This is a genomic window from Brassicibacter thermophilus (genome assembly GCF_055378355.1).
In genome coordinates this window covers 274,636-287,580 of record NZ_AP042446.1, presented here as the reverse complement: position 1 = coordinate 287,580, position 12,945 = coordinate 274,636, and the positions used below count along the sequence as shown (strand labels likewise).

Annotated in this window: 12 protein-coding genes; 2 read left to right on the top strand and 10 right to left on the bottom strand. The window is 29.5% G+C overall.

The features are described from left to right. Nucleotides 1–16: 16 nt before the first annotated feature. Entirely contained in the window at nt 17–1,501 is a 1,485-nt protein-coding gene (locus ACZ41D_RS01400) for a sodium:solute symporter family transporter (protein WP_464152146.1), read from the bottom strand. A 460-nt stretch (nt 1,502–1,961) separates the two neighbouring features. Here ACZ41D_RS01400 and ACZ41D_RS01395 point away from each other — a divergent pair, with 460 nt between their 5' ends. Together ACZ41D_RS01395 and yyaC are read left to right on the top strand one after the other, a co-directional pair. Continuing rightward, nucleotides 1,962–2,444: an Lrp/AsnC family transcriptional regulator gene (locus ACZ41D_RS01395; RefSeq protein ID WP_464152145.1), complete on the top strand. Its 483-nt coding sequence runs from the start codon at nt 1,962–1,964 to the stop codon at nt 2,442–2,444. A gap of 683 nt (nt 2,445–3,127) precedes the next feature. Then, a complete protein-coding gene (gene yyaC / locus ACZ41D_RS01390) occupies nt 3,128–3,733 on the top strand; it encodes a spore protease YyaC (RefSeq protein WP_464152144.1) in 606 nt (201 codons plus the stop codon). A 121-nt stretch (nt 3,734–3,854) separates the two neighbouring features. Here yyaC and ACZ41D_RS01385 read toward each other — a convergent pair whose 3' ends face one another. From ACZ41D_RS01385 to nuoE, 9 genes are all read right to left on the bottom strand, one after another. Continuing rightward, complete coding sequence (locus tag ACZ41D_RS01385) at nt 3,855–4,136, bottom strand: YkuS family protein (RefSeq protein ID WP_464152143.1); 282 nt, start codon at nt 4,134–4,136, stop codon at nt 3,855–3,857. Nucleotides 4,137–4,229: 93 nt separating this feature from the next. Then, a complete protein-coding gene (locus tag ACZ41D_RS01380; RefSeq protein WP_464152142.1) occupies nt 4,230–5,114 on the bottom strand; it encodes a diacylglycerol/lipid kinase family protein in 885 nt (294 codons plus the stop codon). A 75-nt stretch (nt 5,115–5,189) separates the two neighbouring features. Continuing rightward, nucleotides 5,190–5,702 carry a DUF4446 family protein gene (locus ACZ41D_RS01375; RefSeq protein WP_464152141.1) on the bottom strand — a complete coding sequence of 171 codons (513 nt, stop codon included), beginning with the start codon at nt 5,700–5,702 and terminating at the stop codon, nt 5,190–5,192. 143 nt (nt 5,703–5,845) lie between these two features. Next, the gene (locus ACZ41D_RS01370) at nt 5,846–6,988 is read right to left on the bottom strand and encodes an aminotransferase class V-fold PLP-dependent enzyme (protein ID WP_464152140.1); all 1,143 of its coding nucleotides are present in this window, start codon (nt 6,986–6,988) and stop codon (nt 5,846–5,848) included. Between the two features lie 203 nt (nt 6,989–7,191). After that, a complete protein-coding gene (locus ACZ41D_RS01365) occupies nt 7,192–7,974 on the bottom strand; it encodes a formate/nitrite transporter family protein (RefSeq protein WP_464152139.1) in 783 nt (260 codons plus the stop codon). A 148-nt stretch (nt 7,975–8,122) separates the two neighbouring features. Continuing rightward, nucleotides 8,123–9,874, bottom strand: a complete 1,752-nt coding sequence (locus ACZ41D_RS01360) for an NADH-dependent [FeFe] hydrogenase, group A6 (RefSeq protein WP_464152138.1) — start codon at nt 9,872–9,874, stop codon at nt 8,123–8,125. Between the two features lie 22 nt (nt 9,875–9,896). Beyond that, on the bottom strand, nt 9,897–11,717 hold the full coding sequence (gene nuoF / locus ACZ41D_RS01355) for an NADH-quinone oxidoreductase subunit NuoF (RefSeq protein WP_464152137.1): 1,821 nt from the start codon (nt 11,715–11,717) through the stop codon (nt 9,897–9,899). A gap of 127 nt (nt 11,718–11,844) precedes the next feature. After that, entirely contained in the window at nt 11,845–12,210 is a 366-nt protein-coding gene (locus ACZ41D_RS01350; RefSeq protein WP_464152136.1) for a (2Fe-2S) ferredoxin domain-containing protein, read from the bottom strand. Nucleotides 12,211–12,224: 14 nt separating this feature from the next. Beyond that, the gene (nuoE, locus tag ACZ41D_RS01345) at nt 12,225–12,713 is read right to left on the bottom strand and encodes an NADH-quinone oxidoreductase subunit NuoE (protein ID WP_464152135.1); all 489 of its coding nucleotides are present in this window, start codon (nt 12,711–12,713) and stop codon (nt 12,225–12,227) included. Nucleotides 12,714–12,945: the final 232 nt, after the last annotated feature.

The following is a 12,945-nucleotide window of genomic DNA, read 5'->3' as shown; positions in this document are numbered from 1 at the left end:
TTGATATTTTTCTGTTTTATTTTTCTATATACAATGTTTCTAGTGGCGTTGCTTTATTCTTATTTCTAGTAATATACGAAACTGTAACTATTAGAAAATAGTTAACCAGAGCTGGAACAATAGTGTAAAACTCCCATGGTTCAGGTATGACCGAAAGCTGAGATACACATCCTATTACATTGACTAAGAGCCCTCCAACCATACCAGCTATAATTCCATAAGTATTTACTTTTTTGGATTTTAAAGCCATAACAAAAGGAAAAAATAGCACTCCAAATTGTAGTGTAAATGCAAATATAGTTAAATCATATATATTGTTGCTAGCCAATCCACAAATCCCAGCTAAAATGCCAACCATGATTACAAATAGTCTTGTAACTTTCAATATCCTATCATCATTGTTAGTGTTTTTCTTACCTTTTGATATCACAATGGGCTTGTAAATATCATTTGAAAAAAGAACTGCTGTAGCAAAAAGCGATGTGCTAGCACTTGACAAAATAGCTGATATAAGGGAAGAAACAAAAATACCCAAGCCTACAGGCCCTAAAAGCAGTTTTGCTAAAAATGGAATCAACAACTCACTATCTTCTATAAATAAATTAGCTTCTAAAACTCCTTCATTAACTAAAGTTATACCAACAAGTGCAAGGATAATTGGTATAAACCCTATAGTCCAATATAATCCACCGGCAATTATCATTCCATTTTTTGCTGTCTTTTCATCCTTAGCCATAAAAGCTCTTTGTGCAATATCTGGACTTGGTATATTTCCTAAACCCATTCCTACCCACATAGCAATATATCCAACCCAAGGTCTAAAACCTTTTTCAGAAGGCAAGAAATTCCAGTATCCTTTTGGTGTATTATTTATAACAGTTTCTATACCTCCTACAGTATTAATTCCAATAATTAAAATTGAAACTAAACCAATCAAAATAATTATCATTTGAATAAAATCTGTCCAGACTACTGCTACGATACCACCCATATAGGTAAATGTTACAACAACGAGTATAGACACTATATAACTCAAAGTAAAATTAATGTCAAACAGAACATTAAGTATTTTACTAATTGCTAAGAATTGTACAGCTGTCCATATAACATAAGTTGGTATCATTACAGCAGACGCTAAATAACCTGTAATTGGGCCAAACCTATAATTATAGAGTTCTCCAATTGATCTAATTTTAAGTTTCCTTAAAATTTTCACAAAAAAAACACCAATAAGAATCAATGCTAATCCTGCAGCAAAAGGATCTTCTATTACACCAAAAATTCCATTATTATAGGCTGAACCTGTTGCACCAATTATTGTGCCTCCTCCCCAAAATGTCGCAAAAACAGTGCCAACTATAAGAAATAGAGGAGCTCCTCTTCCTGCTATCAAATAATCATCTGAATTTGATACTTTTTTACTTGCTATTTTCCCCACTATAATTATTCCAATAAAAAATAATCCAATAATAATAAGTGGGATAAGGTTATCAGAATTCACAAAATCTGTCCTTTCAATTTTTATAACTAGCTTTTTATAATAACGCGCGTTAACATTATAAAAACATTATACTATCATGTGTATATTACGTCAAGAAAAAATGTAAATTTTATATTAATAATATGTAAATTTTATATTTTTAAAGTCAAAATCGGACATATTAATATGGTATTTGCAGCTATTCTTTATTATTTTATTGGATTCATGTGTTAAATTATTCTACATATTACCCATATAAAATCAATAAATTACAGTATTACATTATTAATATATTTGTTTATTAATATTATTGTAAATTTTATATTTAATTATGTTGTAAATGTTACATTGTTATGTCCAAAATTATATTTTATATGTAAATATCGGTCATGTTTAATATCATTTATGATTAATACTTGTCTATTTAATGCAAAAGTGATAAACTAAATATATAATTTAATAATAGAAGGAGATAGTTAGTATGACTAAAAAAATAAAGTCTTATGACAAAATTGATTTTAAAATTATAAATGAATTATGCAAAAATGCCAGAGCTTCTGCTGCTAAAATTGCAAAAGCTATTAATGTCAATGAAAGAACTGTAAGAAGAAGAATTGATAAACTTATTGAAACTAATGCTATTCGTATTACTACTATAGTAGAGCCTAGTGTATTTGGCTACAACTCAATAGCTGATATAAATCTTAAAGTAGATGAATCAGTTTTCGACGACTTCGTAGAATCATGTAAAAAAAACCCAAATGTATGCTATATTGCTTTTGGTTGGGGAGAAGCTAATTTAGCAATAGAAACAAGATTTTTGGATAATGAAGAAATGTATAATTTTATTAATCATACTCTTCCTGAAACTGAAGGAGTTGAAGTAGTCAATTTCTTTATTATACCAAAAATAATTTATAACATTGACGAATGGCTCCCTGTCGAAAGTGATTTTAAAGATTGATTGTATAATAATTTTAATTCAAAATTTTTACAATATCTTATATAGTTAAATGTATTTAATCTTAAAACAGACTTATAAAAAAATCAGTCCAAAACTAAAAGAATTATCTTCTTTGCATACATGATAGCTTTTATCCTCATTCGAATTTTAGATCAGGCTCATTAAATCCTATACGTCCATTTCTTCCTATGTCAAGCACTAGAAAATCTATCCCTCCTACTTCTTCTATTTTTCATATTTTTCACATTCCTTTTCTATACTTTCTAACTTTCCATTAGAAATGTTTATATGTTGTATAATATACTAATTTTTATTTATTATATCCATTAAATAACTATATTATTTTGGTAAAATATATATTTAAATCTCCTTTTAATTACCTGTCCCTTTATGTCATTTTTTTCTTTTATAAAAATTAATTATTCAGTTATCTCATGTATTAAAACCATTATCATTGGAAAAAATTATTGTTATAGCAATATATAATTTATAGGAATTTTTCATAATTACTATAGGATTTAATAAAATATTTTATTATTCAATTTTCTCTCATAATGTTTTAATATCTAGAATACAAAATATAATAGAACTATTTTTAATATACTATAATATAAAATCTTTAAGTTTTATATATTTTTGAATATGTAATAATTCAGTAATTTCTAGTAATTTAGGAGGTATATATGCTTTCTCTAAATGATAAAATATGTCACTCTATTAGCCATAATTGTGATTTTGCATCAATTAAATTTGGAAACATTTTATCAAAATACTTAAATGCTTACTATGATTATTTAAAAAATGATTTAGTCATTCTGTGTATTGGTACAGACAGGTCTACTGGTGATTGTCTTGGTCCATTAGTAGGTCATAAACTTTCTTATTCCGTAAAAAAATATGACCATGTCCACATTTTTGGAACTTTAGCAACACCAGTACACGCTAAAAACCTAGAAACATCAATTAATACAATACATACATTATTTAAAAATCCGTTTATAGTTGCAATAGACGCTTGTTTAGGTGATATAGAAAGAATAGGATATATTAATATTGGACTAGGTCCATTAAAACCTGGAACAGGAGTAAAAAAAACTCTCCCTGAGGTAGGCGATATATATATTACCGGAGTAGTAAATATGGGAGGTTTTATGGAATATGTAACATTACAAAATACACGTCTTTATACTGTTATGAAAATGGCCGATATAATTTCCTTTGGTTTCTTATCATCTTTAAGAAATTTATTTAAAAATTATGATATAGAAAAACATAATAATAAACATTAATTAAAAATTTTATGATATAATATATTTACTCAAAGACCTGTTCCTTTATTAAAATAGAACCAAACTGCCCCCAAATAGCAGCTCGTATACGAGCTGCTATTTGGGTTATCAATACATATTCTTAAAATAGTCTTTCATAAATTCTATTTTTTATAATTGTATCAATTTCACTTGCGTCCTTACCATTAGCATTTATAAGCAATGCCCCTCTATTAATATCAACTTCTTCTCCGCTTATCATATCAATAATTTGATTTTGGTATAAAGTTTCATATTCTCCAGACATATAAATTATAGCCTCTACATTGCTACCTACTTCCATATCCACTACATCATACCCTAAGTCAATCAGTTGTGATTTTAAACTGTCTAATCCTCTTTGAATAGCTATTTTTTTTATCAAAAAAACACCTCCAATGAAATACAATATTATCAATTTAATAAAATTAAATAAATCTAAATAATATTATTTTCATCAGAAGTGTTTTTTACTCTTTTAAGATACAATTACATTTAGACCTCTTTTTAATATAGAAAATTTAGAGTTAACTTTAAAATCATATATTTCACCATCAACATTTAAATATGCTCTGTCTAAAGAGATAATTTCCACATTTTTAGTTTTGTGAATTTCTACATATTTTTTAAATTTTAAATGCTTTCCTTTAAATACCAAAGGAAATAAGAAAAACAGTTTTAACTTTGAAATGTTTTTAATTATGCATACATGAAAAAGCCCGTCATCCATAGACGCCATAGGGCAAATTTTCATTCCACCGCCATAATATTTCCCATTACCTACAGCCAATAATAATATATCTCTTTCTAATTCTTTATTATCAATCTTTATTTTTAGCTTTTTCCCTTTATAAGTTAACAAAGTTTTAAGTAACCCTATAGTATATGCAAATTTACCTTTAATAACTTTTTTGATTGCCTCAGTATTTTTTACAATTTCAGAATCAAAACCAACACTAGCTAAATTAATAAAGAATTTTTCATTTGCAAATCCTATATCTATTGCACTAATTTTATTATTTAAAATAACATTTAATGCCTCTCTAGGATTAAAAGGTATATTTAATGTCCGTGCTAAATCATTACCAGTTCCAGCAGGAATGATTCCAAGTGTACCTTTCCCTAGCATCACCAATCCAGAAGCCACTTCATTTATAGTACCATCTCCACCTATTGCAACTATTGTTGAAAAACCTTCTTTAATACCAGATATTGAAATATTTATTGCATCCTTTGGTTTTTTTGTTTTTACTATCTTATATTTTTTTTTACTTTTCTCCATAACTTCATTGATTATTGGTATTACTTCTTCAGCTTTGCCTTTCCCGGCAATTGGATTTATGATGAAAAGTATCTTGTCCATTTTATCTCCTTTTCTATTTTTAAATAAAATTTATATTTGAATCTGCAAAAATATCGTTAATTACTTATTTATCCATTAAAATTTATGAATGTAATTATTTTTAGCTCTATCAATAGCTTGAATTTCTTCGACAGATAAAGAATATTTTGATTTTCCATTAATTATAGGTTTACCATATGTAGTTGATTCATCACGTCCATAAATACTAGTCAAAACAAATCCATCTAAATTGTCATTTAGTAGTGCAACAGAAAAACTCAAATCACTTCCCATATCACTAAACGCATTATATCTAATAATTCCAACTTTTGTTATAGCTAAAGAAAGTTTTCTGTCTAAATCTTTGCAATATTTATTTATATCTTCTAACTTTCTTTTTACTTCCTTAACATCTTCTAAATGTTGCATAAGTATTCCTTCAAGTGAATCATGATCTGTCCCTTCAATTAATTTATTATATCTTTTATTAATAGAAGAAACTCTAATTTGTAATATTATTATAAAAAATAAAAATAGTAGAACTAGTATAATAAGTGCTAAAATTATTTCTATGTTATTTTTAAGTATAAATTGTTTAATAAATTCCATGATTTTCCTCCTTTTATCTTTGTACTGCTTTGGATTACTTAAATATACCAGAAAATTGCATAATTAAATTTTTAACTTTAAAATAATTATGCAATTTCCTCATATTATAAATAAAAAAACTCAATAATAAGACAAATTTTAATTTACATATCTTTAGAAATTGCTTTGATAGCCTTTATTGCTCTTTCTATATCTTCATGAGTATTAAATAATCCTATACTAAACCTTACAGTTCCTTGTTCAAATGTTCCAATTGTTTTATGAGCTAATGGTGCACAATGTAAACCAGGTCTAACTGCAATATCAAACTCCTGATCTAATATATAGCTTATCTCAGAAGAATCTTCTTCTCCTATATTTAAAGAAACAACTGGAGCTTGTTTTTTTATATCACATGGACCATATAGTTTTACATTCGGTATTTTCTTTAATTCATCCATAAAATGCTTAGTTAATTCTTCTTCATGTGCTCTTATTTCATGTATTCCTCTCTCTAAAATATATTTAACCCCTGAACCAAGCCCAACTATACCAGGCGTATTTGGTGTACCACTTTCAAACCTATCAGGCAAAATATCAGGCTGCTCTAAAAGATTAGATTGGCTTCCAGTTCCACCTTCTTTTAACGGTTTTATATCGAGTCCATCTTTTATATAAATTCCACCCGTACCTTGCGGCCCTAAAAGACTTTTATGCCCCGGAAATGCTAATATGTCTATATTCATTGCTTTAACATCAATATCATATACTCCTGCACTTTGAGCAGCATCAACCATATATATAATACCTTTCTCTTTAGCTATATATCCTATTTCATCTATTGGAAATATTGTCCCTGTTAAATTTGAGGCATGAGTTGTGACTATTAACTTAGTATTACTTTTAATACTTTTTTTGATATCTTCAATATTTATGGTTCCATCTTTACTACATTGAATAATAGTAACCTCAATTCCTGATTCTTCTAAAGTTTTCAAAGGCCTTAATACAGAATTATGCTCCATACTCGATGTTATTACATGATCTCCTGGGTTTAATATTCCTTTTAATCCTAAGTTTAGACTATCTGTACAATTAGATGTAAAAATTATATTCATTGGATCATCAATATTAAATAACTTACTAAGTAATTCCCTTGTATTAAACAAAGCCCTACCTGCTTTAAGAGCCAACTTATGTCCTGATCTTCCCGGATTTGCACCGTACTCCTTCATCGCTTGTAATATTGAATCGTAAACTATATCTGGTTTTGGAAAAGATGTAGCTGCATTATCTAAATAAATCAACTTTTTACCCCCTTATGAAAGTTTACAACCTTCTAGAAATTAAATCATTTAAACTAAAATCTTAATGACTACTTTTTTATTATAGCACATTATATAAAAATGATAGATCGGTATTAAAATTTTTTATCTTCTCTTATTTATTATATGATAACTATGTATCTATCTTAACCAAAAAATAAAATAGAAGCTTATAAGCTTCTATTTTATTTTTTCTCTGAAGGAGCTAAGTAACATAAATAATAAACTAATGGAACAACAATCCCTCCTCCTATTATATTACCTATAGTTACTGGTATTAAATTGTTAAACCAAATTTGCCCCCAAGTAATATTAGCTCCCAGCATCTTGCCTAAAGGAATAAAAAACATATTCGCAACACTATGCTCATATCCCACTAGAACAAAAAGCATTATTGGAAACCAACAAGCAAATATTTTAGATATTATATCTTTAGCACCTGTTGAAATCCATACTGCAAGTACAACAACCATATTACACAGTGCTCCTCTAATTATTGCTTGTTCAATAGAAATAGAAACTTTTCCTTTTGCAATTCCTATCGCCAATTCACTTGCTTGTCCTGTAACTAATCCAGATTTTGATACAAAATATGCTAGAAGTAATGATCCTATAAAATTACCTAAATATACAAAACACCAATTCTTTGTTAACTCTTTCAATGATATTTTCTTGTTCATTAGAGCTAAAGTCATTAAATTATTCCCTGTAAACAACTCTCCTCCTGCAATAACAACTAGCATAAGACCAACAGGGAAAACCATTGCACCAAAAAATTTCATCATCCCAACATCGATGTTTTTCATTGTTTGCATTATAGTTATATCAGCATGTGCTCCAAAACCTATAAATATTCCAGCAAAAATTCCTAATAAAATCATTTTATAAATTGGTAATCTTGCTTTATTAATTGCTGAATTCACCGTAGATTGAGCTATTTCTGCTGGTAAAAGCATCCTCTTATCCATATTTATCCCCTTTCTTATAAAAAGAATAAAGTATTTTTATATCTTTGTAATATAATACTAGATCTATTACTCTAATTCAACTATGAAATAAAAGGATTCTAATGAAACATTAGAATCCTTTTATTTAAATATCTATTTTTATAAATATTTATTTTTCTATAGGATAAATTTCTCTTTTTACATAATGAGTATGAAGAAGTTCGTGTGCTTTATGACTGTTTGGCTCACCAAAGTATTCATCATATACTTTTTTAATCATTGGATTTTTATGAGATTTTCTTATTGTTTTTGCTTCATCTTCTTCATACAAAGCTTTAGCTCTTTCAGTTTTTACATCAACTTTCATCCTTACATCATCACTTACATGAGGCTGTCCACCACCAGTTACACATCCTCCAGGACATCCCATAATCTCTATAAAATGATATTCTTTTTCTCCAGATTTAACTTTTTCTAATAATTCTTTAGCATATCCTGTACTATGAGCAACAGCAACTTTAACCTTTGTTCCTGCCAAATCAATTTCAGCCTCTTTTATTCCTTCAATTCCTCTTACTTGCTCAAATTCAATTTTTTCTAATTCCTTTCCAGTTACAACTTCCGCAACTGTTCTTAATGCTGCTTCCATAACCCCACCAGTAGCACCAAATATAACTCCAGCTCCTGTCGATTCTCCTAATACTTCATCAAAGTCTTCATTTGGAAGATTAACAAAGTCCAATCCTGCCTGCTTTATCATTTTAGCTAATTCTCTCGTTGTCAATACAACATCAACATCTGGATAGCCACTTGAAGCTAGTTCTTCTCTTTGTGCTTCAAATTTTTTTGCAGTACATGGCATTATAGAAACAACGTAGATATCTTTAGGATCTATGTTATTCTTTTCTGCATAGTAACTTTTAACTACTGCGCCCATCATTTCATGTGGTGATTTGCAAGTTGATAAATTATCTAAAAATTCAGGATAATAATGTTCACAGTATTTTATCCATCCAGGTGAACACGAAGTAATCATAGGTAATTTACCATTGTTTTTCAATCTTCCTAATAATTCATAACCTTCTTCCATTATCGTAAGATCAGCAGCAAAATCTGTGTCAAATACTTTATCAAATCCAAGTCTTCTAAGAGCTGCTACCATCTTACCAGTAACTCTTGTTCCTATTGGTAACCCAAATTCCTCTCCAAGAGCAGCCCTAACTGCAGGAGCAGTCTGAACTACTACATGTTTATTTGGATCATCTAATGCTTCCCATACATAGTCTATTGACTCTTTTTCTTTTAATGCACCAACTGGGCAAACAGCTATACATTGACCACAATTTATACAAGGTGAATCAGCGAGACTTAAATCAAAAACAGGTCCAATTGTCGTAGCAAAGCCTCTATCTCTAAACCCTATTACTCCTACTTTTTGTACTTTTTCACATACATTAACACATCTTCCACAAAGAATACATTTCGATTGATCTCTTACAATAGAAGGTGAAATATCATCTACAGTTGTATGAGTTTTTTCCCCTTCATACCTTATTTCCTTTACCCCTAAATCTTCTGATAATTTTTGAAGTTCACAACTTCCACTTCTTGAACACATTGTACATTCTCTATTATGGTTAGATAAAAGCAATTCTAAATTTATTTTCCTAGCTTCTCTTACTCTTTTAGTATTAGTTCTTACAACCATCCCTTCTGAAACAGGTAGTACACACGAAGCCTTAAGTGTTCTTTGTTTTTCAACCTCAACTAAGCACATTCTACAAGCTCCAACTTCATTTATTCCAGCCAAATAACATAATGTTGGAATTTTTATTCCTATTTCCCTAGCTGCCTCTAAAACTGTATAATTTTCTGGTACTTGTATAGTTTGACCATCTATAGTAATAGTAACTTTTCTCAACTCTTACACCCCTTCCTTAATTTTATTCCTTGATAATCGCGTCAAATGGACATTTGCTCATACAAACACCACATTTTATACATTTATTTATATCAATAACATGAGGTTTTTTAATTTCACCTGATATAGCTCCTGCTGGACAATTTTTAGCACATAATCCGCATCCTTTACATAAATCTGATTTGATTTTGTAAGTTAGTAGTTTGTGACAATGTCCTGCAGGACATTTCTTATCATAAATATGAGCTTCATATTCATCCCTAAAATATTGTATGGTTGACAATACTGGATTTGGGGCAGTTTGTCCTAAGCCACAAAGTGCCGAATCTTTTATAGTATTAGCTAGTTCTTCAAGTTTCTCTATGTCTCCAGGTTCACCTTTACCCTCAGTTATTCTCTCTAGTATTTCTAACATTCTCTTTGTTCCAACTCTACAAGCTGTACATTTACCACATGACTCGTCTACAGTAAAATCAAGGAAAAATCTAGCTATATCCACCATACAATTATCTTCATCCATTACTATCATTCCACCTGACCCCATTATTGACCCAAGTTTAGATAATGATTCATAATCAACAGGGGTATCTAAATATTCTTTTGGTATACATCCACCTGATGGTCCTCCAGTTTGAACAGCTTTAAATTCTTTTCCGTTAGGTATTCCACCGCCTATATCATAAATAATTTCTCTTAAAGTAGTACCCATTGGTATTTCTACTAATCCTGTGTTTTCTATTTTTCCTCCAAGAGCAAATACTTTTGTTCCTGGTGATTTTTCTGTTCCGATACTTCTAAACCATTCAACACCATTTTGGAATATAGCAGGAATATTTGCATATGTTTCAACATTATTTATCAAGGTTGGTTTTCCCCAAACTCCTTTATTAGCTGGGAATGGTGGTTTATTTCTAGGCATTCCCCTTTCGCCTTCAATAGAAGCAATTAAAGCAGTTTCTTCACCACATACAAATGCTCCAGCTCCTAACCTTATTTCTATGTCAAAATTAAAACCTAAACCAAATATATTTTCCCCTAATAAATTATACTCTCTAGCTTGATTTATTGCAGTTTCTAATCTTTTAACAGCAACAGGATACTCTGCTCTTATGTATATGTATCCTTGATTTGCACCTACTGCATATCCTGCTAATGCCATTGCTTCAAGAACCGAATGTGGATCCCCTTCTAATATACTCCTGTCCATAAATGCACCCGGATCCCCTTCGTCTGCATTACATATTACATATTTTTGATCTCCTTCAGCCTTAGCAGTGAATTCCCATTTCAGACCTGTTGGGAATCCAGCTCCACCTCTTCCTCTTAACCCTGAATCTTTAACAACTTTAATTACTTCTTCAGGAGTCATTTCTGTAACAGCTTTTCCTAGTGCTTCGTATCCATTATATGCAATATATTCATCTATTTGTTCAGGATCAATTACTCCACAATTTCTTAAAGCAATCCTAGTCTGTTTACTATAAAAGTCAACTTGGTTTACTGATATAATTTTATCCTCTTCAATCGCTTCTTTATATAATAATCTTTTAACTATTCTACCTTTTAATAAATGCTCTTCAACTATTTCATCAATATCACTTAATTTAACATGGCTATAGAAGGCACCTTCTGGATAAACCACAATGTTTGGACCAACTTCACACAACCCAAAACATCCAGTCATTACTACTTTAATCTCATTTTCTAAGCCCTTTTCTTTTATTTTATCTTCCAAAGCATTTTTTATTTCTATCGAATTGGAAGATTGACATCCAGTACCACCACATACGAGTACGTGGGCTCTATAAATATTCATTTCTTTAACCTCCTTTACAAAGTACATATTATAAGTGCAGTTTTAAGTAAATCTTATTCTTTCAATAATTTATTTAACATTTTATTTCTGTGTAAGAATATAAATGTTTCACGTGAAACATTTATATGTTTATGGAAACGATTTCATAATATAATTACTCATAAGCCCCTATAGTAAATTCTTTAACAACTCTACCATTAACAATATGTTCAGCAATTATTCTTCTTGCTTTCTCAGGATCTACATGAACATAAGTTACTTTTTCTTCCCCAGGTTTATACACTTCAACAATAGGTTCAAATTTACACATTCCAATGCAACCAGTTTGCCCTACTACTACACCATCTAATCCTCTTTTGTCTACTTCTTCAAGCAAAGTTGTCAAAACAGGTCTAGCTCCAGCTGCAATTCCACAAGTAGCCATACCCACAACTATCCTAGTCCCTTCAGTTTCTTTCCTTAATGCCATCTTTTTTAAAGTTCTTTCTCTTATCTCTCTTAATTCTTCTAAGGATTTCATTTTGACACCCCCATCTATTCTTTATATTTACTTAATATGCCATCCACATCTGATGGTTTTAATTTACCATAAACGTCTTCATTAACTGTCATCACAGGTGCCAATCCACAAGCACCTAGACACCTAGTAGCTTGTAAAGAATATAATCTATCTTCAGTAGTTTGTCCAACATCAATATTGAGTTTTTCTTTAACTCTCTCTAAGATCTCTTTTGAACCTTTAACATAACAAGCAGTACCTAAACATACACCAATTCTATATTTTCCCTTTGGAATTAGTGAAAATTGGGAATAAAATGTTGCAACCCCATATACTTCTGATAAAGAAATATTTAGAGTTTCAGAAATCATTTTTTGAATCTCAATAGGAAGATAACCAAATAAATCCTGTGCTTCGTGCAAAATTGGCATTAAAGCACCTTTTTTATCCTTATGTTCGTCCATAAATCGTTTAAATTTTTCAACATTTTCTTTATTACCTTCCCAATCAAATTTGAAACCCATATGTTAACCTCCTTTAATATTAAAATTTAGCCTTTTAGAAAACCTTAAAATAACTTAATTAAATAATTCTATTTATGTAAGTAAGCAGGATTTTCCTTTCTTTTGTTAATAACTTACTATCCTCTATATCTAGATCTAATATAGTCGAAAGGATAACCTGCAAGATAACACATTATGTTTTTATCTTTTAATTTGCAAATAAATTATTAACAATTCGTTAAATATATATTGT

Bases quoted from the DNA above. Each gene is read 5' to 3' on its own strand.
- ACZ41D_RS01395 (WP_464152145.1), top strand. From the start codon at position 1,962: ATGACTAAAAAAATAAAGTCTTATGACAAAATTGATTTTAAAATTATA.
- ACZ41D_RS01365 (WP_464152139.1), bottom strand. From the start codon at position 7,974: ATGGATAAGAGGATGCTTTTACCAGCAGAAATAGCTCAATCTACGGTG.
- ACZ41D_RS01350 (WP_464152136.1), bottom strand. From the start codon at position 12,210: ATGAAATCCTTAGAAGAATTAAGAGAGATAAGAGAAAGAACTTTAAAA.
- ACZ41D_RS01375 (WP_464152141.1), bottom strand. From the start codon at position 5,702: ATGGAATTTATTAAACAATTTATACTTAAAAATAACATAGAAATAATT.
- ACZ41D_RS01380 (WP_464152142.1), bottom strand. From the start codon at position 5,114: ATGGACAAGATACTTTTCATCATAAATCCAATTGCCGGGAAAGGCAAA.
- yyaC (WP_464152144.1), top strand. From the start codon at position 3,128: ATGCTTTCTCTAAATGATAAAATATGTCACTCTATTAGCCATAATTGT.
- nuoE (WP_464152135.1), bottom strand. From the start codon at position 12,713: ATGGGTTTCAAATTTGATTGGGAAGGTAATAAAGAAAATGTTGAAAAA.
- nuoF (WP_464152137.1), bottom strand. From the start codon at position 11,717: ATGTACTTTGTAAAGGAGGTTAAAGAAATGAATATTTATAGAGCCCAC.